Source organism: Kitasatospora sp. NPDC048407 (assembly GCF_043200475.1).
Classification (GTDB): domain Bacteria; phylum Actinomycetota; class Actinomycetes; order Streptomycetales; family Streptomycetaceae; genus Kitasatospora.
Genome location: NZ_JBICXW010000002.1, coordinates 286,713 through 309,360 on the forward strand (window position 1 = coordinate 286,713; position 22,648 = coordinate 309,360).

Here is a 22,648-nt window from a genome sequence, read left to right on the forward strand (position 1 = left end):
GCAGCACGGGGGTGATCGCCTCGGTGATTTCCCTACGTGTCACCGGTATGTTCGCCATGTCCTGACAGGCTCCGGCCGATCTCCCGCCCCCAGGCGTCGACCGCGGACCAGTCCCGGTGGTCGCCGTACCGCAGCCCCATCGCCCGGAACTTCACGCGTCCGGCGCGCGTCAGGTGCTCAGGTTCGACGACCCCCGAGAACAGGCGGTGCCCGCGAGGACGGAGTTCGGCGATCAGGTCGCCCACCACGTGCTCCTCCTCGCGGGCGGCCAGCGCCCGCCACGGGCCCCGCAGCGCATCCGGCATTCCCACGGTGAACAGCCAGAGATCCCGGCCCGCGAGCAGGCCGGCGTTCGCGCGGACGAACCGCGACGCGGGCGGGAGCCACACCATGTCGTGAACGGCGCTGCCCACCACGTACGCGTCGTATCCGGCCGGATCGGCGGCGGCGTCGACGGCGACCGCGTCGACCTCGCACCCCTGCTCCCGCAGGCGTGCCGCGAGGCGTTCGGCGATGCTCCGGGTCGAGCCGTGGACACCGGCGTACGCGACGGGCACACGGGCAGCGCCGTGCCGGTCGGTGGTCCCCGGGGCGGCGTTCACGTTCACCAGTCTCATCGGCCGGGCACCCGGCCGCGACCATACGCACCCTGGCGCGGCTGGGTCCACCGCACGGCTTTCGGCCGCCCCGTCCCGCTGGCGCTTCGTCATGTTCGTCGCCGGATCGGAAGCGAGTCACCGACCGGCGGGATGCTTCCGCGTGGAGTGGTCGACTGAACTCAGAGCGTGGCGGCCGCCGGTGGCGGCTGTCGCCCGAGGGCCGCCGAGAGGAAGCTGGTGGGAGGGACTGCGCGACGTGGCCGAGCGGGTGGCCCGATGTTCCGCGCGAGACGGGAGCCGATCGATGTCGGATACCGGTGATGGTGAACTGCTGGATCTTGTCGGCGAATTGGCCGCTCTGGTCCGGCTCGCCGCGGAGGCGCTGGACGGCGCGACCGCGGCGCTGACGGCCGAGGTCGGCGCGGCGGGCGCGGTGGTGCGGTCGGAGAAGGCACTGGCCGAACTGCGCGGGCGGATCGAGGAGGACGCGGGTGCCGTGCCCGCGGGGTTGCGGGCCGTGGTGGTCGGCGTGCAGGTGGGGCGCGAGGTGGAGTGGCTGGGGGTGCTCGCCCAGCGACTGCTGGAGCTGGCCTGGGCGCGGCAGGATCGCGAGCCGTTTCCGGAGCGGCTGCGCACGCCGCTGCGCGGAATCGCCGAGGCGGCGGTCGGCCTGGTCCGCAGGGCGGCCGAGGTCCTGGAGCAGGCCGCACCGGAGGGCGTCGCGGACCTGCTGTCGGACGTACCCGAGACGGCCCTGCGGCAGCGTCTGTTGTTCGAACGGCTGCTCACGGCGAACGCACCGGTCGACGTCCGCACCGTCGCCGACCTGGTACTGCTGTCCGCGCACTGCCGGCAGTGCGCGGAGCACGCCGGTGCGATTGGGCGGTGCGCCCTGCTGTTCACCGGCCCCTCGTTGCGGCACGCAGGTCGAGGCTAGGGCGGAGGCGGGCCGACCGCGGCCGTTGCGGCAGCGAGCAGTCGCCGCGTTGCGGCGTGTCGGACGGTTCCTTGGTAAGTCACCACCATGGGGTCCTGCACCGGATCGGCCGGATCGACACGGAGCCCGTCGCGACGGGCCAGGTGGGTCAGCAGCGCCAGCACGTTGTGCGCGTACGCCTGCGAGGCCGTCACGGGGACCTGGGCGGCGAGCTCGCCGGCGCCGATCACGATCACCCCGTCACCGACCAGGGTCGTGGCGCCCGGCCGGGCGCACTCGAGGTTGCCCTGCGCCCAGCCGTCCGCAGGAGCGGGTACGTGCGCGGGCCCGGCCGTCAGGTCGACCAGGACCGAGCCGGGCCGCATCGTCGCCACCGCGTCGGTGCGCAGCAGCATCGGTGGATCCCCGCCGGGCACGTCGAGCGCGGTCACCACGAGGTCGTAGTGGGGCACGGCCGCCGCGAGGACCTCGCTCAGCGCGGAGCGGCGGTGCGCCAGCGTCTCGGCCAGCTCCAGGTCATCGGCCACCGGATCGAGTCCGGGCAGGGCCAGCAGCTCGGCGCCGAGCGCGACGGCCTGCGCCCGCTCGACGCGGCGCAGTTCGGCGACCTGTACGCGGGCACCGAGGCGGCGGGCGGTGTCGACGGCCTGGAGTCCGTCGGGCCCGGCGCCGATCACCAGCGTCCGCACCGGTTCGAACGCCGTGCCCCCGGCGCCCCACGGCGGTAGGCACCGGCCGAGCCGTTCGGCCGCCAGCAGGACCGCCCGGTAGCCGGCGATCCGCGCCTGGGACGTCGTGGCGTCCATCGGACGGGCCGCGGGCAGCCGGGCGTCCGCCAGGTCGAGGCCGATCGCGGTGACCCCGCGGTCGGCCCACTGCCCCACCTGGCGGGGGATCGCGGTGGGGCGCAGCAGGGCGATCAGCAGGCGCCCGGGGCGCAGGTCGGGCAGTCGGTCGAGGGCCGGCGGATGCACTCCGATGAGCGCGTCGGCGCGGTGCAACAGCTCGGTGTGTCCGGCGAGTTCGGCTCCGGCCGCGAGGTACGCGTCGTCGTGCAGCCAGGCCTGGGCGCCGACGCCGGGCTCGACCAGGACCGTCAGCCCGAGCCGTCCGACGGCGGTAACCACGTCGGGCACCAGGGCCACCCGCCGTTCGCCCGGCACGGTCTCCCGGAAAACGCCGAGGACGGTTCGGGGTGCTCCGGTCTCCATGTGCGTCTCACCGCCCTCCGGGACTGGCCGTATGTCCAGTATGTCCTTGATTGCGACCCCGGCTCCTCCGGGCGGATACTCGACGAGGGGCGTCGTCGGGCGTGGCCCGCCGAACCGGCGTCCCGAAGCGGCGGAAGGGGCCGAAATGCCCGGCCGGGGCTGGCAGTTCTGGGTGGACCGCGGCGGCACCTTCACGGACGTGGTCGCGCTGGCCCCCGACGGCCGGCTGCTGACCCGTAAGCTGCTCTCGCACGACCCGGCCCGCTACCGCGACGCGGCCGTCGCCGGCATCCGCGCCCTGCTCCCGTCGGGCGACGGGCGGATCGACTCCGTGCGGATGGGCACCACGGTGGCCACCAACGCCCTGCTGGAGCGGGCGGGCGAACCGACCGCCCTGGTGGTGACCAGGGGCTTCGCGGATGCGCTGCGGATCGGCTACCAGAACCGACCGCAGATCTTCGCCCGGGAGATCACTCTGCCCGAGCCGCTGTACACCCGGGTGATCGAGGTGGACGAGCGGATCACCGCCGACGGAACGGTCCTGCGCCGGCCCGACCTGGACCGGCTCGAAGGCGAGCTGCGCCAGTGCCGGAGGGACGGCATCGGCGCGCTCGCGGTGCTCTGCCTGCACAGCTACCTGCACCCCGCGCACGAGCAGGAGATCGGCCGGCTTGCCGAGCGGCTCGGTTTCGGTCAGGTGTCGCTCTCGAGCGAGGCGAGTCCGCTGATGAGGTTGGTGCCGCGCGGCGACACGGCCGTGGCCGACGCCTACCTCTCGCCCGGCCTGCGGCGCTATGTCCGGCAGGTGGAAGGGGAGTTGAGCGGTGTGCCGGTGATGTTCATGCAGTCCAACGGCGGTCTCGCCGCAGCGGGTCACTTTCGCGGCAAGGACGCGATCCTGTCCGGCCCGGCCGGTGGCATTGTCGGCATGGTGCGGATGTCCCGACTGGCCGGATTCGAGCGGGTGATCGGCTTCGACATGGGCGGCACCTCCACCGATGTGTCGCACTACGCGGGCGAGTTCGAGCGGGTGGTGACCACCGAGGTCGCCGGGGTGCGGCTGCGGGCGCCGATGCTGGCGATCCGTACGGTGGCGGCCGGCGGCGGCTCGGTGCTGCGCTTCGGAGGCGGGCGGCTCCGGGTCGGCCCGGACTCGGCCGGCGCCGACCCCGGGCCGGCCTGTTACCGGCAGGGCGGGCCGCTCACCGTCACCGACGCCAACCTGCTGCTCGGCCGGATCCAAGCCGAGCACTTCCCACGCGTCCTCGGGCCGGACGGCGACCAACCGCCCGATCTCGACCTGGTCCGCCGTCAATTCACCGTTCTGGCCGGCCGGATCGCCGCGGACTCGGGGACGGGCTGCTCGCCGGAGCAGGCCGCGGAAGGCTTCCTGCGGATCGCGGTCGGCAACATCGCCAACGCGATCAAACGGATCTCGGTGCAGCAGGGCCACGACGTCACCAGGTACGCGCTGACAACCTTCGGCGGCGCCGGCGGCCAGCACGCCTGTGCGGTCGCCGAGGCGCTCGGCATCCGCACGGTGCTGGTCCCGCCGATGGCCGGGGTGCTCTCCGCGCTCGGCATCGGCCTGGCCGACACCACCGTGCTGCGCGAGCACGCCGTCGAACGCCTGTTGGAGCCCGAGGTCATGGCGGACCTGCGCGCACTGTCCGAGGAACTGGCGGCAGGTGCCACGTCCGAGCTGCGGGAGCAGGGGATCGCGCCGGACCGGATCAGGCTGGCACACCGGGCCCGGCTGCGGTACCGCGGCACGGACACGACACTGGACGTCGCGCTCGGTGAACTCGACAACATGGAAAGGGAGTTCGAGAAGCGACACCGATCCACCTATTCCTTCCTGATGGACCGTCCGATCGTCGTCGAAGCCCTCGCGGTGGAGGCCACCGGCCTCACCGAGCAGCCGGACCTGGGCGCGCCGCAGGTCCACCGGAACGGACCTGCCGTGCTCCCCACCGTCCGGATGGCCACCGGCGGCCAGTGGTGCGAGGTGCCGCTGCTGCAACGCGAGTGGATGCGCCCGGCCGACACCGTCACCGGGCCGGCCGTGATCGCCGAGGCCGGTGCCACCACGGTGGTGGACGACGGCTGGCGCGCCACCGTCACTCCCGCCGGCCACCTGAAGATCGAGCGGATCGCCGACCGGGCCGGGCCCACGGTCACCGCCGAGGCAGACCCGGTGCTGCTCGAGGTGTTCAACAACCTCTTCATGGCGATCGCGCAGCAGATGGGAGCCCGGCTGGAGTCGACCGCCCAGTCCGTCAACATCAAGGAGCGGCTGGACTTCTCCTGCGCACTGTTCGACCCGGAAGGCAACCTGGTCGCCAACGCCCCGCACATCCCGGTACACCTGGGCTCGATGGGCACCACCGTCAAGGAAGTGCTCCGCCGCCGCGGACCGAAGATGCGGCCGGGCGACTCCTACGCCGTCAACGACCCGTACCACGGCGGCACCCACCTGCCCGACATCACCGTCATCACCCCGGTCTTCGACCCGGCCGGCCGCGACATCCTGTTCTTCGTCGCCTCCCGCGGCCACCACGCCGAGATCGGCGGAATCACCCCCGGCTCGATGCCGGCGACCAGCCGGGAGATCGAACAGGAAGGCGTGCTCTTCGACAACTGGCTGCTGGTGGCCGACGGCAGGCTCCGCGAGGCCGAGACGCTGCGCCTGCTCACCGACGCGCCCCATCCCTCGCGCGACCCGGCCACCAACCTCGCCGACCTGCGGGCCCAGATCGCCGCCAATCGCAAGGGAGTCGACGAAGTCAACGCGATGATCGAACAGTTCGGGCTCGATGTGGTCCAGGCCTACATGCGGCACGTGCAGGACAACGCCGAACGGGCGGTACGCGAGGCGATCGGCGAACTCGCCGACGGCTCCTACCGGTACGAGACCGACAGCGGCGCGGTGATCGCGGTACAGATCCGGGTGGACCGCCGCCGGCGCACCGCCACCGTCGACTTCACCGGCACCTCCGCCCAGCTCGACAGCAACCTCAACGCGCCGTCCGCCGTGGTGAACGCCGCGGTGCTGTACGTCTTCCGCACCCTGGTGGCCGACGACATCCCGCTCAACGACGGCTGCCTGCGCCCGCTGCGGATCGTCGTCCCACCCGGCTCGATGCTCGCCCCACACCCACCGGCGGCCGTCGCCGCCGGCAACGTCGAGACCTCACAGGCCGTCACCGGCGCGCTCTACGCCGCCCTCGGCCTCCAGGCCGAAGGGTCCGGCACGATGAACAACCTCACCCTCGGCAACGACCGCCACCAGTACTACGAAACCATCGCCTCCGGCTCCGGCGCGGGCCCCGACTTCGACGGCGCCGCCGCCGTCCAGACCCACATGACCAACTCGCGGCTGACCGACCCCGAGGTCCTGGAGTGGCGCCTGCCCGTCCTCCTCGACGAGTTCGCCGTACGGTCCGGCAGCGGCGGAGCAGGCCGCCGACGCGGCGGTGACGGCGTGGTACGACGAATCCGCTTCCGCGAGCCGATGACGGTCAGCATCCTGTCCGGGCACCGCCGCGTCCCCCCGTACGGCATGGCCGGCGGCGCACCCGGCGCACTCGGCGCCAACCGCCTGCTGCGCCGGGACGGCACGGTCGAGCCACTGGCCGGCTTCGAGACCGTGCACGTCGAACCGGACGACGTCCTAGAGGTCGAGACCCCGGGCGGCGGCGGATACGGCGAGCCGGAGCCACCGCGACACCGATGACGCCGCACGGGCTTGGACACTTCCCGGAAGGGCTGCGGCCGGTTGGCGCCTTGAGGGAGAGGCGTTCGCACGGACGAACCGCGACCGGGGCGGGAGCCACACCATGTCGTACAATCACCACCGCGGACACACCGCACTCGCAGGCAAACCACCCGCCCGCGTCCCCAACCTCACAGGACAGAACACCTAGTTCAGTCCGTGTCGCTCGGGGCAGTCACCTCGGCCGGAGCTGGCGAGGCACCAGGTGACAAGCTTGCCCGACCGGAACCCCGACACCCCTCACAGGGAGTCCACGAGCCCGCCGTCGATGACGAAGTCGGCGCCCGTGATGTTCGCGGCACCGGGACCGGCGAGGAACAGGACGAGGTCCGCGACCTCCGCCGGGCGGGTGAAGCGGCCGGTCGCGGACTGGGCCGCGGCAGCGCGGGCCACGTCGTCGGGGCCGGTACCACGGGACCGTCCGACCGTGGCGGCAACGCCATCAGTGCCCTGCCACAGCGCGGTCTCCACCGGGCCGGGGCCGATCGTGTTCACCCGTACCCCGTGTGGTCCCACCTCCTTGGACAGGGCCTTGCAGAAGTTGGTCAGTGCGGCCTTGGCGGCGCCGTAGTCGATGACCAGGGGGTCCGGCAGCCGGGCGTTGACCGAGGAGACGGTGACGATGCGTCCCGCGCCGGAGGCGAGCAGGTGCGGCAGGGCGGCCCGGGTGGTGCGGACGGCGGTCAGGAGGTTGACGCTCAGGGCCCAGTCCCAGTCCTCGTCGGTCACGCTCAGGAAGCCGTCGACCCTCGGGCGCACCGCTCCGACGTTGTTCACCAGCACGTCGATGCCGCCACGGAGCCGGGCGGCCTCGGCGATCAGCCCGGCCGGACCGCCCGGTGTCGCGAGATCGACTTCCACGACGGTGAGGTTCGAGCCCTGCTTCACGTGCGCGTCGAGGGCCTCGGTGCGTGTTCGTGACCCCGCGACGACGTGGCATCCCGCTGCGAGGAACGCCTCGGTGATCGCCAGCCCGATGCCGCGCCCGGCCCCGGTGACGACGACGCTCTGGCCGGCCAGACCGTCGTCGTCACCGGGCCTCGCCCATCGCGACGGTGTGGAAGGGGTCACCGCAAGGTCTCCACGGTCGGTCGTGTCGGCCCGCTGAACGCGGTGTCTGCCAAGCTGCTGTGCGGTCGGCGTCCGTGAACGAGGACGACGGCGGTCGAGGTTGTCACGTCTGGAGCCTCTCTGGGCGTGCGTGCGCGGGTGCCCTGACCCGGTATGTCCGTATCAGACCGGAACCCCGGCGGACCTGCATCAGGAAGGGCCGTGGTGTTCACGGTGGGCTACCGAACAGCTGCGGGTCGGATGTGAATCCGGAGGGGTTTCGGCACCACCCGCGCGTTCTCCTCGACTCGGGGACGTGGGACGTACAGGCGCAGGGTGAGGGTGAAGGCGCCGTCGGCGGCGAGGGGCAGCCAGTTGGTCCGGTTGAGCGGGGGCTCCCGGGTCCTGGGCCTGGATGAGCAGGAGGGTGTTCGCCGGTGTCGAGGTCCGTGGCGGGGTGGTGTGCTGGCCGATCGAGTAGATGCCGGCGGGGTTGTCGATGAGGAAGCCGTCGGCGTCATAGGCGGTCAGCGACTGCAGCAACGCGACGGCGGGCGGGGTCTGACCGATAGGGAAGGTGGGGGTGAGAGCGGCGTGGGTCGCGTGGTCGTCGGCGGACGGGTAGACGGTGCCGGCCCCGGTTCCATGACGACCAAGGCAGTCCGAACCCGTGGACGGAGGAGGGAAGGGCCGACGGTCGCGGTCGACTGCGATGAGTCATAGCGTGATCACTCGGTGCAGCCGGATCACGGCTCGATGACGAAATGAGGACGCCATGGCCAGCAGGGCCAGCATCGTTTTCGCCCATGGACTCTGGGCCGACGGGTCGTGCTTCAACAAGCTCATCCCCGCGCTCCAGGCCGAGGGGCACGCGGTTTCCAGTTCGCAGCACGGCCTCGACTCGCTCGAAAGCGACGTCGCGTGCGTCACCCGCTCCATCGAGTACGTGCCCGGTCCGGTCGTGCTCGTCGGCCACTCGTACGGCGGGACTCTGATCACCAAGGCCGGAGTTCACGACCGGGTGGGCGCGCTGGTCTACATCGCCGCGCTGAGCCCGGACGAGGACGAGACCTCGCAGGAGCAGCAGAACAAGTTCCCCCGTACGCCCGTGTTCGATCACATCGACGTCTCCCACGGCCGGATCTGGCTCAAGGAGTCGGGCACCGGCGACTTCTGCGGCGATCTGCCGCCGGCCGAGCAGAAGCTCGTCCGGGCCGTGGGCGCCGTGCCGGTCCCCGACCTGTTCGACCAGCAGATGCCCGGCACCGCTTGGCGCACCAAGCCGAGCTGGTGCATCGTCGCGAACAACGACCGGACGGTGCACCCGGACCTGGAACGGGCCTCCGCCGAGCGCATGGGCGCCAAGGCCTACGACGTCGACAGCAGCCACGTGCCGATGCTCTCGAACCCGGACTTCGTCCTCGACGTCATCCGTGACGCCGCGAAGTCCCTCGAAGCGTAGGCGTCGGCCGACCGAACTCCGCCGGGGGCTGTTCCCGGGCGGCGGCGCACGCGGCAGGTCACGTCGAGCCCACGGGATCGCGAAGAGCAGGCCGTGGATGAAGCTCAGGACTCCTCACAGCGCCACCCAAACCCCGTCGCCGCCCCTTCCGCAAGGTTGGAGTGGAGCGGTCCGGCGGGCGGCTTGGAGGTGGCTCCGAGGCCGTGATGGCGGGTGATCCCACGCCTCGGGAGGGCATTCGTGTCGGTGGCCGCCCGCGACGGCGATCGTGTGAGGGCGGTCATCGGCGGGAGCCGGAGGTGCTCGGCAGCGCGGCAGTCGGGCACTTCCTGTTCCGTCAGGGGGTGGTCAGGGGGCTGTGACGGCGGAGGCGAAGTCGGGGTGCACGCCGAGTTGGGCGAGCATGACGCTGACTCCGACGTAGCAGTTGAACTCCTTGACCTTCCCGCCTTCCACGTACCAGAAGTCGGCGGTGGGGATGCTGAGTCGGGCACCGGCTGCGTGGACGGTGCCGGGGGGTGTCTCGAAGGGGCCGGTGACGGTGCCCTCGGTCGTCAGCTCGACGGCGACCACGTCGCCCATGACGTGGAGCCGGTGCAGTTCGCGGTGGATGTCGGGTGCCAGGGCACCCATGAAGGCGACGACCTGGTCGCCGAGGTGTTCGCCGCGGTAGCTCTCGCCTGCGACGACCGCACGTCGACGGCGCGGCAGCCGAAGCCGCGGGCGAGGGAGGCGATGTCCAGGTGCGGCAGGTCCAGTCCGGGGGCGCCCGGGGTGTCCTCCAGCCGGGCGAAGGACTTGAGGATCGCGTACTCGTGGTTGCGCATGACCACGTAGACGATCGGGAGGCGGTGCCGGGCCGCGGTGTAGAGCGCCTGGACGGAGTACCGGAAGGAGCCGTCGCCGATCAGGCCGACCACCGGGCGCCGCACCCCGCGCTCCCGGTCGGCCAGCGCCACGCCGACCCCCGCCGGGACGGCCCAGCCGATGTCCCCGCTGGCCGTGGCGAAGAACGAGCCGGGGCGGGTGGTGGGCAGCCACTCGAGCTGTTCCGCCATGGTCGAGGTCGACTCGTTGACGATGACGATGACGATGACGGCGTCCGGCGGGCGGACCCGGCCGGGTATTCCGCCCATCGACCTGCTCGGCGAGCAGATCACGGCGGCGCCGGCCCAAAGCCCGACCATTGGCCACGGCCCGGCCCGCACTCTGCGCGCCGCCGCCAAGGAAGTCGAGCTGAACCGCTATCACCGGGCCACCCAGCGCGCCTTCCCCGACGGCCTCGAGACCCAGCCGACGAAGGTGCAGATCGGCGGCGGCAGCCACCAGTTGGCCGGCTTCTTCCCCCGGTGTACATCGACCACCCGCGCTCCGCCAAGGGCTTCGCCCGCGAGAGCTTCCGGGTGCTTGCCTCGGGCGGGCAGGTCATCACGGGAGTACCGGACGCCGCCCACGTGCTCGGCCGCTATCCGGCCGCCCCGGTCGCCGCCGACGAGATGATCGAGCGCTGGCACTCCTAGCGCAGCTGTCGCGACTACATCAACACCTACCTCGGCCTGATCAACCACGTCTTCCGCGACCAGGACGACGACCCCGGCTACACGCCACGCCTCTGGGCCTACAACCTCGAGAAGCCGGCCCAGCTGTTCACCGAGGCCGGCTTCACCACCGTGGAGCCCTGGACCTTCGACACCTCACTCGCCAACCCCAAGCGCGAGTGGGCCAGCTGGGCCGGCGTCTACGTCATCGCCACCAAGTAGAAACTCGGCCCGAACCAGCGCGGTGGTCCGGCAGAACCGGACCACCGTCTCGCCGGGAGGCGTCCGCAATGGGGTTGAGCCACACTCTGGCCGCCATGACAACGTCGGCCCGCTCCGCGTTCCCCGGGGCGTTGCGGTGGTTCAGCCGCGGGGGGCGTCGAGGTCGGTGTCGGGGATCCAGGAGCCGTGGATGCCGCCGGTGACGCGGCGCGGGAGGTGGACGGTGGCGATCCGGTCGAGGCCGGAGGCGTCCAGGACCAGGAGCTGGGAGGCGTCCTGCTTGAGGTCGGAGACGACGGTGAGGAGGTAGCCGTCGTCCTCGCGGGTGGCGCCCGCGGCGGGGACGAAGACGGCCTCGCTGGGCAGCCGGGCGTCGCCGGCCTGGTGGATCAGGCGGCTGCCGGTGGTGCGGTCGTACTTGACGATGCCGTAGCCGCCGAAGCCCTTCTGGTCGGGGAAGGAGACCGCGTACTGGTAGCGGTGCTCGGTGCCGAGGAAGTCCTCGTTGAGGGTGGGGAACTCGACCGCGAGGTCGTCGACGACATGCTCGTCGACGCGGCCGGCGGTCAGGTCGACGACCCAACGCCGGGTGTAGGAGCGGGTGTTGGGCTCGGTGCCGCGCCCCGGCGCGCCGACCCACCAGTTCCAGGAGAGCTGGAAGCCCTCGCGGTCCACGGTCGGCCCTTCCAGGACGATGCGGCCCCGGGCGTCCTCGTAGGCGTTGGCGGCGTGCAGCATGTTGCCCGGCTCGATGGCGAACCAGCGGATCTTTCCGGCGCCCTGAGGGCCGCGCGGCATGACTCCGATCCGGGCGGGCTGGTCGTCGTTCCAGCCGTAGGGGATGCCGGAGTGCTCGTTCGGGGCGAAGGTGACGGTGCCCTCGACGAAGACGACGTGGTTGCGGGTGATCGCGAAATCGTGCTTGAGGGAGGCGGTGGCGCCCGGCACCTCGAAGCCGTGCGTGACCCGGCCCTTGGCGTCGGCGACGTAGTACATCAGGTAGGGCGGGAACGGGGAGGAGCCGAAGAAGTGCAGCTCGCCGGTGACCGGGTCGGTCTTCGGGTGGGCGGTCATGGCGCTGCGCAGCTTGCCGTCGAAGTCGTAGGCGCCGACCGTCTCCAGCTCCGGGGTGAGCTCGAAGGGGAAGTTGGCCTCGCACAGGGCGAGCAGGCGTCCGGCGTGCTCGATGACATGGGTGCCGGCGGTGCTGGCGGTCAGGTCGGGGCCGTGGTCGGTCAGATAGGGGGCGCCCTCCAGGGCCGGGGTGTGCACCCAGCGGTTGCGGTACCACTCGGCCTCGCCGTCGCGCAGGCGGATGCCGTGGACCATGCCGCTGCCCTTGAACCAGTGAGTGGGGGTGACGCCGGGCTTGGGGTTGTGGCTGTTGCGGATCAGCCGGCCGGTCAGCTCCAGGGGCAGGTTGCCCTCGACGGTCAGGCCGACGGCGGTGACCTCGTCGGCGACGGGGGTGTAGTGGCCGGTCAGGTACGGCTTGCTGGACATGGCGGGGACCTCTCTGGTCGGTTGGAACGGTGAGCTGCGGAAGCCGGATCGGCGGTCGGGGTGGGGTCAGCGCTGCTGCTCGGCACGGGCCTTGAGACTCGCCAGCCAGGTGGTCAGGGAGTGCTCCAGCGCTCGGCCGAGCTCCTCGGCGGCGGCGTCGACGGGGGCGCCGCTCCAGGACTCCTCGGTGCGGACGGTGACCTGGCCGCCGGTCTGCTCGAAGGTCCACACGTGGACGCCGTCGATGCCGTTGGCGGGGCCGCCCCACACCAGCCGCTCGCCGGGGACGATCTCTCGGACGGTGGAGGTGATGTCCAGGCCGTGGGTCTTCCAGCGGAAGGAGCTGCCGGGCCGCAGCGGGCCGTCGAGCTCGGCCCGGTCGACGTCCGCGTTCCAGTCGGCCCAGGCGTCGATGTCGGTGTGCAGGGCCCAGACCGTCTCGATCGGAGCGTCGATCACGGTGGACAGGCGGACGATGACGGGGGCGGTCTCGTCGATGGTGAACATGGCGGTGGTTCCTCTCGGGTGATCCGGTGATGGGGGTCGGGTCTGGCGGTGGGTCAGTTGGTGGGGGCGGTGGTCGAGGCGGGGGCGGGTGCTTCCGCGGCGGGGGCGCCGCCGCGCCGCGTCAGACCTGCGGCGAGCAGGGCGGTGGCGGCCAGGACCGCGGCCGAGATGCCGAAGGCGGTGCGGTAGCCGGCGGTGAGCGCGTCCAGGTGGGGCTGGTGGGTCGCGGCGCGGGCCGTGGCGGTGCCGGCCAGGGTGGCCAGGACGGCCAGGCCGATCGCGCCGCCGACCTGGCGCGTGGTGTTGACCAGTCCTCCGGCCAGGCCGGAGTCCTGCCGGTCGACGCCTTCGACGGACAGCGCGGTCAGTTGGACGAAGGCGATGCTCAGGCCCAGGCCGATGAGGATGCTCGGACCGAGGACGTCGGCGAGGTAGCTGCCGTGGGCGCTGATCTGCGACAGCCACAGCAGGCCGGCTGCCTCGGTGAACAGCGCGGCGGTGACGGTGGCGGTGGCGCCGATGCGGCGGGAGACCTGCGGGGCCAGCGTGGAGCCGAGCATGTTGGCTGCGGCGAGCGGGAGTTGGCCGAGGCCGGTGAGGAGCGGGCCGGAGCCCAGGACCTGCTGCTGGTAGAGCGGCAGGAAGAAGAACAGGGCGATCCAGACCGAGCCGAGCAGGGCCATCAGCACGTTCCCGGCCGTGACGCGTCCGGCGCCGAACAGGCGCGGGGGCAGGAGCGGGTTCGGGTGGCGGCGCTCGATCAGGACCAGCGCGACCGTCAGCACTGCGGCGACCGCGAAGGCGCCGAGGACCTGTGGGTCGGTCCAGCCGGAGCGGCGGGCCGTGGTCAGCCCCCAGACCAGGGCGGTCAGTGCGAGCGTGACGGCGGCGGTGCCGAGGACGTCGAACCTCCCGCTCTCCTGCACCGAAGTCCTCGCGACGAAGGCGGCGGCCGCGGCGAGGACCAGGAACGCGCCGATCGCGACGGCGTGGAAGATCCACCGCCAGCCGAGCGCCTGGGTCAGCACCCCGCCGAGCAGTACTCCTGCCGCGCCGCCCGCGCCGGAGACCGCTCCCCACACCCCCAGCGCCCTGCCCCGTCCGGGGCCGGGCGGGAACAGATCCATGACCAGAGCCAGGGCCGCAGGGGCGATGGCCGCAGCCCCGATGCCCTGGACGGCGCGGGCCGCGATCAGGATGCCGGGGGAGGAGGCGAGCCCCGCCGCCACCGAGGCCGCACCGAACAGCATGAGGCCGCCCAGCAGGACCGTCCGCCGTCCCAGCAGGTCCGCGGCGCGACCACCCGCCAGGAGCAGCGCCCCGAATGCCAGGCCGTAGGCGTTGACCACCCAGGTCGTGCCGCTGTCCGACAGTCCGACGCCGGCGCGGATCTGCGGCAGGGCCACGTTCACGATCGAGGTGGCCAGCATGACGGTGAACTGGGCCCCGGCCAGGGCCGCGAGCGCGGCCGCGGGGCTTCTCGTGGTTCCAGAAGTCCTGAACATCCCGTCCTCCATGAGTGGTTGGCCACTCACTCTCGTGAGCCGAAAATATGAGTGGTTAGCCACTCACTCTTGAAGCCGCAGAGACGGCGGGGCTCACCCCGCCGACCGCCCTGCTCAGTAGTGCGTGACGCCTGCCGCCAGCGTCCGCATCCAGGGCCCGTCCGCTTCGTCCGCGCCCATCGAGACGATCAGGTGACACAGCATGCCGACGGCGAAGAACTGCTGGATCTGCTCGTCGCTCCCGCCGGAGGCGCCGCGTACGTACTCCACCAGCCGCGCATAGCCCCGGCGGACCACCTCGCGCACTGCCGGCTCCGAGACGGCGGCGGCCTGGGCGTGCAGTTGGATCAGCATCAGGTCGTTGTTGCTGATCAGCCGGGCATAGGCATCGCCCATGGCCTCCAGTACCGCCTCCGGCGAGCTGCCTGTGGCGTCGGCGGCCCCGCCCTCCAGACTTGCCCGCACCTGGACGAAGCAGTGCTCGACCACGGCCGCGAACAGCGACTCCTTGCTGGGGAACAGGCGGTAGACGTAGGCCTGGGAGATGCCGGCCGCCTTGGCGACCTCGGTCGTCGTGGTGCCCCAGTAGCCCCGCGCCGCGAAGGCGCCGATGGCGGTGCGCAGCACCGTCTCGCGGCGAACCTCGGCGGTGGACAACTGGCGGGCTCGCTCCTTGCTCATGTGAGTATTCAACCACTCACACTTTTCGGCGTCAACGAGTACGCCCACGCGGACGGTGACGATTCACGGGGTGGCCGCATTCGCGCCGACTCCGGCACGGGTGCCTGTGGTCGAACAGGGCTCCGGCAGTCACCCGGAGATGACGGGTCTTCCCTCGCGGCAGTGGACACGCGAGGTCTGCCCGGTCGCACGGGTGGAGGACCAGCTGCGGGAGGTGCTGCTGGTGCAGTGCCGGGCGGACCGGATCGAGCCGCCGGGCCGGATCGACCGGATCATCGCCTCGGCCCGGGCGGAGAAGGCGTTCTGCCCGCGGACCGTCGAGCGCCTGGGCGAGGTCTGGGCGTCCCGGCTGCCGATCGAGGCGCACTTCGGCCCGCTCGCCGGGGCGGAACCAGCAACCATCCGGTCACAGCACCAACGGCTCACGGCCCAGTAGAGTCAGGGTCGGCGTGCAGGCACAGGACCGCGACGTCGCCGCCGAAGCCCACCACGAGCGAGCCTTCCGGGGTCACGGTCAGCGCATGGACTGGCGCGGGAAACACCAGCTCCCGGCCGATCTGCCGCCCGGCGGCCAGCTCCCACAGGCACACCGTTCCATCCGAACCACCGGTGACGACCCGGAGTTCTCCACCGATCACCGCGGTCACCACCGCGGACACGGTGCCCTCGTGGCCGACCAACCTGCCGACTTCCCGTCCCATGACCAGGTCCCACACGCGCACGGTGGCGTCGTAACCTGCCGTGATCGCGTGGGCTCTGCCGCCGACGACCGCTGTCGCGACCGCCCACGCCTCGCCGTCGTGGCCCGGCAGGGGCTCCCCGACCGGTTGTCCGGTGGTCAGGTCCCACTGCCAGACCTTGCCACCGCTCATACAGCCCACCGCATGGGGCCTGTCATCGATCACCAGCGTGTCGATGGCCATCAGGAAGTCGTCGTGTCCGGTGAGTTCGCCGACCTGTTCCCCACTGGCCAGATCCCAGACCCGCACGGACACGTCGTCGTCGCTGGCGAGCGCACACGGTCGCCCCTGGACGGCAGCCGTGCCCAGACACCACACCTCACCGTTGATCCCCGGCAGCTCGCCCGTCTGCCGGCGGGTGGCCAGGTCCCACGCGAGTACCGCCCAGTCGCCGGCCGTGACGACGCACGGCCGACCGTCCACGACCTCCGTCGCCACCGCCCACACTCTGCCGTTGAAGTCGCTCATGGGCCCGCCGACCGGTTGGCCGGTCTCAAGGTCCCGCACCCGGACCGTCTGGTCCTTGCTGCCGGTGACCACGACGTGGCGGCCGTCCGAGAAGGTTGTCACCACCGCGTCAACACCGCCGGTGTGACCGGACGGGTCCATCTGGAAGTGCGGGTCACTCTGCGCGCCGGTGGACCACAGCACCTGCCATGGCTCGGTGTCGGCATCCTCCACTGACACGGCGGCAATCCGTGCCGACAACTCCCGGTCCCCGTACCGGGCCGCGTCCAGGGCCAGCAGCTGCCGCCGCACCCACGGTGGCACGTCCCGGTGTACGTCCACCGACGCCCGGTAAACCGCAGCCATCAGTCGCGCATCGGAATCCGCATCGGAAGCCAGCAACCCCAGAACCCGCTCCGGATCAGCGTTCACCAGCCATGGCAGGTCCGTCCACCACCCTTCCGCCCCGGACGGATCCGAAGCCGAAGCGGCCATATGAACGTCGTCACTCATGGCCGAAACTCTAGTGATGCGGCCGGACAGGTCCGCCAGGTTGGATCAAGCTGCGCTCTTGAGAGGCCGTCCGCCCCAGCGGATGCCTTTCTCGCTTCGGATGCGGGCGCGTTCTTTGCGTTCGGCGGCCAGGACGTCGCGGTGGCCGGCGTTGGCGCTGCGCCAGCGCAGGTAGGCGTGCAGGGCCCGGGTCTGCACGGTGTGGTTGGGGTGGTTGGAGTTGGCGATGGTGAACTGCCTCAGCAGCCCGAAGTGCGCCTCGATCGGGTTGGCCCACGAGGCGTAGGTCGGGGTGAAGCACAACTCGACCTTGTTCTCCTTCGCCCAACGGCGGATGTCGGCGCCTTTGTGAGCAGACAGGTTGTCGAGGATCACGTAGATCGGGGCGCCGTCGGGCCGTGCGGCGCGGATCGACTACCTGAGGTGGTTCGGCGCGGGCGCGGTGGGTGGTCGGCGAGTGGCGCGGCGACGGCTTCGGGCATCCCCCGCTCATCGCGGTTCGGCGATGAGGAGGGGGCCGCGCGGGCGGACGGTGGCGGCGGTGGCGTTCTCCCTGACCGGGGTGGCCGTGGCCGGCCTGAGCCGTAGGCGGGCGAGGACGGCTGCGGTGATGACGAGCATCTCGGTCCAGGCGAAGGACTCGCCGACGCACTTGTGGTGGCCGGCGCCGAAGGGGAAGAACAGCCTGGCCGGGGCACGATCCGCGGGACGGGACCAGCGGTCGGGATCGAATCGCAACGGGTCGGTGTGGAGCTTGGGGGAGCGGTGCAGTGCGGTCGGGCTGAACAGGACCTCCGCTCCCGGGGGCAGGAGGACGCCGCCGTAGTGGAGCGGCGCCACTGCCCGGCGCATCAGGATCCAGTTGGGGGTGTGGAGCCGGAGGGTCTCGCTGATCGCGTGCCCCGTGCGTTCCAGGCGCGGCAGGTCGTCCATGGACACGACGCCGTCGGCGGCGATGGCGCGGACCTCCTCGCTCAGCTCGTCCTGCAGGTCCTGGTGCCGGGCGAGTTCGTGGAACAGCCAGGCGAGCGTGGTGGCGGTCGTCTCGGTGCCGGCCAGGAGCAGCGAGACCGCCTCGTCCCGGACCTGGGCCGGTGCCATGGCGAGGCCGGTCTCCTCGTCGCGGGTGGCCAGCAGCAGGGAGAGCAGCGTGCCGTCCGGGCCCTGCTGCCGGCCGGCGGCCTGGGCGACGATCTCGTCCACGACGGTGCGCAGGCCCTCGACCGCCGCATCGAAGCGCCGGTTGGCGGGTACGGGCAGCTTCTCCAGCAGCGGCGAGGGGTAGAGCGCCCGTCGGACGAATCCGGTGAGGACCACGGGCACGGCCCGGTCGATCCTGTTCTTCTGGTCGCGGCTCAGATGGGTGGCGAACAGCGCCTCGACCACGATGTCCCGGGCGAGTTCGTGCATCCGCGTTTCGATCGGCGCGGCCCGTCCGGGCTCCCAGCGCGACACCGCCGCCGCTGCCGCCCGTGCGGCCAGCGTGGCGTACCGGCGGATGCTGTCGCGGTGGAAGGCCGGCTGGACCAGTCGCCGCTGGCGGAGGTGGAACGCGCCCTCGGAGGTGAACAGTCCGTTGCCCAGCAGTCCGCGGGCCTTGTCGAAGACGAAGCCCTTCTCGGTCTTCGCGGCGTCTTTGACGAGCAGTCGGTGGACCAGTTCGGGGTCTGTGAGGACGTGAACCGGCCTGTGCCACAGGTGGATCCGCACCACGGGGCCGTGGTCGGCCAGTGACTGGAGAAAGGGCAGGGGGCGGGTGAGCAGCGGGACCAGGTGCCCGAGCAGAGGCAGTCGGCCCGGAGCGCACGGCACCCCGGCGGGCGCGGCGTCGTCCTCGGACATCAGTGCCTCGCCACGGGCGGTGGTGCGTCGAACCGCGAGCTGCTGCGGGACCAGTCGATGTGGCCCCGCAGCCACAGACCGAGGCCGCGCGCGTACGCCGCTGTCGCAGGACTCCCGGTGGTGCGGACGGTCCGGCTCAGCTCGACGAACGCGGCCATCTCGGCATCGCGCATGGCGATGGCAGACTTCCGGGCCTCGGCCGACGAACAGCGGTGGTGGAGGGCGAGGACCTCGACCAGGTTGTGGCGGCCCTGGCCGCCGGCCGTCTCCTTGGCATGGGAGTAAAGGTCGTTGTCCCAGCTCACCAAGTTCGCGGTGATGTCCCTGAGCCGACGCAGCGCGGGGCTGTCCGCCTCGGCGGAAGGCACTTCGTAGCCCGCCGCGACGTCGACCAGGGTGAGACAGGTGTACGTCGCTCCCGCGTGCCGACGCATCGCCACGTACTCGGCCGGTCCCGGCACCAGTCCGGCCTCCCGGTTCGCGGCCTCCCATACCTGGGCGTGGAGGTAGTCGCGGACTGAGCACTCCCAGCGGAACAGCTGTGACGGCGACGCCTGTGCGGCGACCCGGTCCCGTATGTCCCGCAGGGCTGCGGCGAAGGTGTGGGCCGGTCCGTCCAGGCCGGCCTCGGCCACGTCCGCTTCGGCCAAGTCCGCGTCGAGCACCCGGGCCAGCAGAGCGGTAGTCCGTGCCAGCGGCGCGGGACGGGCGCCGCGTTCGCGGTCCTCGCAGTAGCCGTCGTCGAAGGAGAAGAGCCACACGTACCAGTCGGACAGCAGGCGCAGCATGTCGGCGGGCACCTCGGGATTGGTCCGTGCGGCCAGGTGGCCGCTGCGCTGACGCCCGATCCGCATCGCCCGGTGCGGCTGCCCGTCCAGCAGCCGGTGCCGCGCCAGCCAGGTAAGGCTCTGCCGGTCCGCCTGGTCGGCGTGTCGGTTGGTCAGGGACGGGAAAGGGCACCACAAGTCGTCCGCGGTGCTGCGCGGTTGTCCGGCGCGGAGCTCGCTCATCGTTTCGCCGACCTTCGTCTGGGTGGGTGGCCGCCGGCTTCCGTGCCCCGGCGACGATCGCGTGCGGGGCGACCCGCCTGCGCGAGGAGGCCGAAACTAGTCCGGTGCGGGGCACAGCGATGGACTGTGCGCGCATCCGTGGTTGTCTCTCGGCGCACCGCCGGTCTTCCCGCCCTGCCCCGGAGCCCGAGGACGCTGCGCACCGGGAGCCGTACACGCCGTAAAACCGAGATGTTCTGACGGCCGGTAACCTTGGGTGCCCGCGGAGCGGGCCGGCGGACTCGAGGGGGACGAGAGTGGCGGACGGCGGGCGGGTGCCGGTTCTGGTCGGGCGGCAGCGGGAGACGGAACTGCTGACCGCGGCCCTGGTCCAGGCGGTGGACGGTGCGAGCGGGTCCACCGTGCTGCTGCGCGGCGAGGCAGGCGTCGGTAAGAGCACGCTGCTGGCCTGGGTGGAGCGCGCGGCGCGCGAGCGCGGGTTCACCGTGCTGCGGGCGGTCGGCACGGAGGCGGAGACGGACCTCGCATTCGGGGCCCTCCACCAGGCGTTCTGGCTCCTCATCCAGCGTTCCGGTGCCTTGTCCGCGCACCAGCGGGAGGCCCTGGAGAGCGCGCTCGACGGCCGCTCCGGAACCCCGAGCGGGTTCGCCGTCGGAGCCGCCACCCTGGCGCTGCTGGGAGAGACGGTGCGGACCGCCCCCGTGCTGCTGCTCCTGGACGACCTGCACTGGATCGACTCCTCCAGCGCAACCGTCTTCGCCTTCCTCCACCGGCGCTGCGCCGAACTGCCGGTGGTGATCGTCGGTGCCACCCGCCCGGACGGGCCGGCCGCTCAGGCCTGGTCGGCCGAAGCCGTCGACGTGCGGGCCCTGCCGCAGACGGACGCGGCCCTGCTGCTGGGCACCCGCTACCCCGAACTCGCCGCTCCCGCCAGGGACCGGGTGCTGGCGGAGGCGGCCGGAAACCCCCTGGCGCTGGTGGAGCTGCCGCGCCAACTGGCGGCCGCACAGCAGCGGGGAACCGCTCCCCTGCCGGAGCGGCTGCCGCTCGGGCGGAAGCTGGAGCGGATGTTCACCGAACGGCTGGGGGCGACGACACCGGAGGTCGGCCGTCTCCTCCTGCTCGGCGCACTGGCCACCGGCCCCGGCTTCAGCAGCGGCGAGTGGCTGCGCACCGCCGCGGGCGAGAACGCGCGGGAGATCCTGGAACGGGTCGAGGCCGACGGACTGGCCCGGCTCGACCCCGCGGGACAACTGGTGTTCCGGCACCCGCTGGTCCGCACCGCCGTCGTCTCCGCAGCCTCCGACAGCGCGCGCCGCGAAGCGCACCGGGCCCTGTCCGACGCCCTCGCACCGGACGACCCCCGACGGCTGGTCCACGAGGCGTCCGCCACGCTGCTGCCCGACGAGAACCTCGCGCACCGACTGCAGGAGGCCGGCCGCGACCTTGCCCGGCGCGGCGGCGACGCAGAGGGCGCGCTCCTGCTCGAACGCGCAGCCGCCCTCAGCCCCAGCTCCTGCGACCGCACCCGCCGACTCACCTGGGCCGCGGTGATGTCGGCCCGCGGCGGGCAGGTGCGCCACACCGCCGCGCTGGTCGAAGAACTGAAGGCCAGCACGGTCCCGCCGGACATCGCCCCGCTCTTCGCGTACGCGGTGGTCTACGCCGACCAGAGCCACCACGTCGCGTTCGAGTCCTCCGCCGTACTGCTGCCCGCCGCCCTCGACGCGCTGACCGCGCCGGGCGCCGAGACCTTCGGTGGGCTGGTCGAACAGGCGTACTTCAAGTTGCTCCTGGCCGCCACCTACACGGACGACCCCTGGGCCTGGCGTGCCCTGGAACGGCACCAGGACCACGTCTCGGAGGCGGGCCGACTGTGCCTGCGCGCGTGGACCCACCCGGGCCCGGGTATGGCCGCCGCGCTGCGGGCGGTGACCGAGGACCTGAACGAGGAGCAGGAGGCGGGTGCGGCCTGGCTCCTGCTGTGGACGGCCTCGGCGCTCGACTGCCCCGAAGCCGACCTGTGGCAGCGCTTCACCGGGCTGCACGGCTACGCCACCCAGGGTTCGGTGGCGAAGGCCAGGTGCCACCAGGACTTCCTGTTCGGCCACTGGGACCGGGCGGCCGAGTGCCTGCGCGAGGCCGAGATCGCGGAGGAGCTCGGCTACCGCACCAACGCCCTGATGTTCCGCCAGTACTACGCCCACTTCCTGGCGGCGCAGGGCGACGAGGCCGGACTGCGGGAGGTCGACCGGTCGATCAGGCCGGCGGCCACCCGGGCCCGGATGCGGTTCGTCCTCGACCGGCTGGCCCACCTGCGCGGCCTGGCCGCCCTCGCTCACGGCCGCTACGAGGAGGCGTACGCGTACTTCTGCGAGCTCACCCCGCCCGGGCGGCTGGCGGACGGCCCGCCCTGGCGCCACACGCTGGTCTTCGACCTGGTGACGGCAGCCGTGCACACCGGCCGGGGCGAGGAGGCGCGGGTACACGTCGCGGCCGGGCGGGCGGCAGGCTCCGGGGGGATGTCCGGCCGACACGCCTTCCTGCTGGCGGCCGCCACCGCCCTGGCCACCGAGGCCACCGAGGCCGACGAGGCCGAGGCCGCCTATCGGGCCGCGTACGCCGTGCCGGGTGCCGAGCAGTGGGTGTTCGACCTCGCCCGACTGCGGCTCGCCCACGGCTCGTGGCTCCGCCGTCGCCACCGGTCCGGGGCCCGGGAGGTGCTGCGCGCGGCGCACCAGGTGTTCCGTCGCCTCCGGGCGGACCCCTGGGCACAGCGATGCGAGGAGGAGCTGCGGGCCGCAGGCGATCGGGTCGCACCGTCGCAGGGCGGAGCGGCCCGGGATGCGACCGGGTTGACCGGCCAGGAGCTGCGGATCGCCCGGCTGGCGGCCACCGGGCTGAGCAACAAGGAGATCGGCCGAATGCTCCAGTTGTCGCCCCGTACCGTCGGGGCTCACCTCTACAGGCTCTTCCCGAAGCTCGGCATCACCTCGCGGGCCGCGCTCGCCCGCGCCCTCGGTACCGGCTGACCCGCCGGGACGCGGCGGCCGGCCCGTGCTTCCCGTGCACCGAGTCGGTCCTGCGGCGCACCGCTGAAACCCGG

General features: G+C 72.3%; 17 protein-coding genes and 2 pseudogenes. 6 read left to right on the forward strand and 13 right to left on the reverse strand.

The window, feature by feature from the left end:
- Positions 1-32: 32 nt before the first annotated feature.
- The gene (locus ACGFWJ_RS06650) at positions 33-617 is read right to left on the reverse strand and encodes a flavodoxin domain-containing protein (RefSeq protein ID WP_392945935.1); all 585 of its coding nucleotides are present in this window, start codon (positions 615-617) and stop codon (positions 33-35) included.
- Between the two features lie 286 nt (positions 618-903).
- On the opposite strand from ACGFWJ_RS06650, the gene ACGFWJ_RS06655 reads away from it, so the two are divergent.
- Positions 904-1,536, forward strand: a complete 633-nt coding sequence (locus ACGFWJ_RS06655) for a hypothetical protein (protein WP_392945937.1) — start codon at positions 904-906, stop codon at positions 1,534-1,536.
- Here ACGFWJ_RS06655 and ACGFWJ_RS06660 read toward each other — a convergent pair.
- The gene (locus ACGFWJ_RS06660; protein ID WP_392945939.1) at positions 1,533-2,747 is read right to left on the reverse strand and encodes an NAD(P) transhydrogenase subunit alpha; all 1,215 of its coding nucleotides are present in this window, start codon (positions 2,745-2,747) and stop codon (positions 1,533-1,535) included. The genes ACGFWJ_RS06655 and ACGFWJ_RS06660 overlap by 4 nt on opposite strands.
- Positions 2,748-2,892: 145 nt before the next feature.
- On the opposite strand from ACGFWJ_RS06660, the gene ACGFWJ_RS06665 reads away from it, so the two are divergent.
- Positions 2,893-6,483, forward strand: coding sequence for a hydantoinase B/oxoprolinase family protein (locus tag ACGFWJ_RS06665; protein ID WP_392945941.1), 3,591 nt, complete (start codon positions 2,893-2,895; stop codon positions 6,481-6,483).
- 279 nt (positions 6,484-6,762) lie between these two features.
- Here ACGFWJ_RS06665 and ACGFWJ_RS06670 read toward each other — a convergent pair whose 3' ends face one another.
- Complete coding sequence (locus ACGFWJ_RS06670; RefSeq protein WP_392945943.1) at positions 6,763-7,593, reverse strand: SDR family NAD(P)-dependent oxidoreductase; 831 nt, start codon at positions 7,591-7,593, stop codon at positions 6,763-6,765.
- Between the two features lie 754 nt (positions 7,594-8,347).
- Here ACGFWJ_RS06670 and ACGFWJ_RS06675 point away from each other — a divergent pair.
- The gene (locus tag ACGFWJ_RS06675) at positions 8,348-9,034 is read left to right on the forward strand and encodes an alpha/beta fold hydrolase (RefSeq protein WP_392945945.1); all 687 of its coding nucleotides are present in this window, start codon (positions 8,348-8,350) and stop codon (positions 9,032-9,034) included.
- A 348-nt stretch (positions 9,035-9,382) separates the two neighbouring features.
- Here the strand turns inward: ACGFWJ_RS06675 and ACGFWJ_RS06680 are convergent, their stop codons facing one another.
- Both ACGFWJ_RS06680 and ACGFWJ_RS06685 read right to left on the reverse strand, forming a co-directional pair.
- Positions 9,383-9,667, reverse strand: a complete 285-nt coding sequence (locus ACGFWJ_RS06680) for a nuclear transport factor 2 family protein (RefSeq protein ID WP_392945947.1) — start codon at positions 9,665-9,667, stop codon at positions 9,383-9,385.
- Complete coding sequence (locus ACGFWJ_RS06685) at positions 9,589-10,170, reverse strand: thiamine pyrophosphate-dependent enzyme (RefSeq protein WP_392945949.1); 582 nt, start codon at positions 10,168-10,170, stop codon at positions 9,589-9,591. Before ACGFWJ_RS06685 ends, ACGFWJ_RS06680 begins: the two co-directional genes overlap by 79 nt.
- On the opposite strand from ACGFWJ_RS06685, the pseudogene ACGFWJ_RS06690 reads away from it, so the two are divergent.
- Positions 10,127-10,794, forward strand: a pseudogene (locus ACGFWJ_RS06690) (glycosyltransferase). The gene ACGFWJ_RS06685 and the pseudogene ACGFWJ_RS06690 sit on opposite strands and share 44 nt — an antisense overlap.
- A 141-nt stretch (positions 10,795-10,935) precedes the next feature.
- Here ACGFWJ_RS06690 and ACGFWJ_RS06695 read toward each other — a convergent pair.
- The 4 genes from ACGFWJ_RS06695 to ACGFWJ_RS06710 form a co-directional block, all read right to left on the reverse strand.
- Complete coding sequence (locus ACGFWJ_RS06695) at positions 10,936-12,297, reverse strand: carotenoid oxygenase family protein (protein WP_392945951.1); 1,362 nt, start codon at positions 12,295-12,297, stop codon at positions 10,936-10,938.
- Positions 12,298-12,363: 66 nt separating this feature from the next.
- Positions 12,364-12,804, reverse strand: coding sequence for an SRPBCC family protein (locus ACGFWJ_RS06700; protein WP_392945953.1), 441 nt, complete (start codon positions 12,802-12,804; stop codon positions 12,364-12,366).
- Between the two features lie 53 nt (positions 12,805-12,857).
- Positions 12,858-14,309 (reverse strand): DHA2 family efflux MFS transporter permease subunit, encoded by a 1,452-nt coding sequence (locus ACGFWJ_RS06705; RefSeq protein ID WP_392945955.1) that lies wholly within the window; start codon positions 14,307-14,309, stop codon positions 12,858-12,860.
- Between the two features lie 114 nt (positions 14,310-14,423).
- Positions 14,424-14,990, reverse strand: coding sequence for a TetR/AcrR family transcriptional regulator (locus ACGFWJ_RS06710; protein WP_392945957.1), 567 nt, complete (start codon positions 14,988-14,990; stop codon positions 14,424-14,426).
- Between the two features lie 139 nt (positions 14,991-15,129).
- On the opposite strand from ACGFWJ_RS06710, the gene ACGFWJ_RS06715 reads away from it, so the two are divergent.
- On the forward strand, positions 15,130-15,426 hold the full coding sequence (locus ACGFWJ_RS06715; protein WP_392945959.1) for a hypothetical protein: 297 nt from the start codon (positions 15,130-15,132) through the stop codon (positions 15,424-15,426).
- Here the strand turns inward: ACGFWJ_RS06715 and ACGFWJ_RS06720 are convergent.
- The 4 genes and pseudogenes from ACGFWJ_RS06720 to ACGFWJ_RS06735 all read right to left on the reverse strand — a co-directional run bounded on the left by ACGFWJ_RS06720 (position 15,413) and on the right by ACGFWJ_RS06735 (position 19,542).
- Positions 15,413-16,690, reverse strand: coding sequence for a WD40 repeat domain-containing protein (locus ACGFWJ_RS06720; RefSeq protein WP_392945961.1), 1,278 nt, complete (start codon positions 16,688-16,690; stop codon positions 15,413-15,415). The two genes, ACGFWJ_RS06715 and ACGFWJ_RS06720, sit on opposite strands and share 14 nt — an antisense overlap.
- Positions 16,691-16,735: 45 nt before the next feature.
- Positions 16,736-17,104 (reverse strand): annotated as a pseudogene (locus ACGFWJ_RS06725) (transposase); the annotation flags it as partial.
- A gap of 75 nt (positions 17,105-17,179) precedes the next feature.
- A complete protein-coding gene (locus tag ACGFWJ_RS06730; protein WP_392945963.1) occupies positions 17,180-18,532 on the reverse strand; it encodes a cytochrome P450 in 1,353 nt (450 codons plus the stop codon).
- A complete protein-coding gene (locus ACGFWJ_RS06735; RefSeq protein ID WP_392945965.1) occupies positions 18,532-19,542 on the reverse strand; it encodes a hypothetical protein in 1,011 nt (336 codons plus the stop codon). Before ACGFWJ_RS06735 ends, ACGFWJ_RS06730 begins: the two co-directional genes overlap by 1 nt.
- A 296-nt stretch (positions 19,543-19,838) precedes the next feature.
- Here ACGFWJ_RS06735 and ACGFWJ_RS06740 point away from each other — a divergent pair, with 296 nt between their 5' ends.
- Positions 19,839-22,574, forward strand: a complete 2,736-nt coding sequence (locus ACGFWJ_RS06740; protein WP_392945966.1) for a BREX system ATP-binding domain-containing protein — start codon at positions 19,839-19,841, stop codon at positions 22,572-22,574.
- Positions 22,575-22,648 lie beyond the last annotated feature (74 nt).

Excerpts from the sequence above, each read along its gene's own strand:
- ACGFWJ_RS06660 (WP_392945939.1), bottom strand. The coding sequence starts at position 2,747 with ATGGAGACCGGAGCACCCCGAACCGTCCTCGGCGTTTTCCGGGAGACC.
- ACGFWJ_RS06665 (WP_392945941.1), top strand. The coding sequence starts at position 2,893 with ATGCCCGGCCGGGGCTGGCAGTTCTGGGTGGACCGCGGCGGCACCTTC.
- ACGFWJ_RS06675 (WP_392945945.1), top strand. The coding sequence starts at position 8,348 with ATGGCCAGCAGGGCCAGCATCGTTTTCGCCCATGGACTCTGGGCCGAC.
- ACGFWJ_RS06680 (WP_392945947.1), bottom strand. The coding sequence starts at position 9,667 with ATGGGTGCCCTGGCACCCGACATCCACCGCGAACTGCACCGGCTCCAC.
- ACGFWJ_RS06705 (WP_392945955.1), bottom strand. The coding sequence starts at position 14,309 with ATGTTCAGGACTTCTGGAACCACGAGAAGCCCCGCGGCCGCGCTCGCG.
- ACGFWJ_RS06655 (WP_392945937.1), top strand. The coding sequence starts at position 904 with ATGTCGGATACCGGTGATGGTGAACTGCTGGATCTTGTCGGCGAATTG.
- ACGFWJ_RS06735 (WP_392945965.1), bottom strand. The coding sequence starts at position 19,542 with ATGAGCGAGCTCCGCGCCGGACAACCGCGCAGCACCGCGGACGACTTG.
- ACGFWJ_RS06715 (WP_392945959.1), top strand. The coding sequence starts at position 15,130 with ATGACGGGTCTTCCCTCGCGGCAGTGGACACGCGAGGTCTGCCCGGTC.
- ACGFWJ_RS06720 (WP_392945961.1), bottom strand. The coding sequence starts at position 16,690 with ATGAGTGACGACGTTCATATGGCCGCTTCGGCTTCGGATCCGTCCGGG.
- ACGFWJ_RS06685 (WP_392945949.1), bottom strand. The coding sequence starts at position 10,170 with ATGGGCGGAATACCCGGCCGGGTCCGCCCGCCGGACGCCGTCATCGTC.
- ACGFWJ_RS06650 (WP_392945935.1), bottom strand. The coding sequence starts at position 617 with ATGAGACTGGTGAACGTGAACGCCGCCCCGGGGACCACCGACCGGCAC.
- ACGFWJ_RS06730 (WP_392945963.1), bottom strand. The coding sequence starts at position 18,532 with ATGTCCGAGGACGACGCCGCGCCCGCCGGGGTGCCGTGCGCTCCGGGC.
- ACGFWJ_RS06695 (WP_392945951.1), bottom strand. The coding sequence starts at position 12,297 with ATGTCCAGCAAGCCGTACCTGACCGGCCACTACACCCCCGTCGCCGAC.
- ACGFWJ_RS06700 (WP_392945953.1), bottom strand. The coding sequence starts at position 12,804 with ATGTTCACCATCGACGAGACCGCCCCCGTCATCGTCCGCCTGTCCACC.
- ACGFWJ_RS06710 (WP_392945957.1), bottom strand. The coding sequence starts at position 14,990 with ATGAGCAAGGAGCGAGCCCGCCAGTTGTCCACCGCCGAGGTTCGCCGC.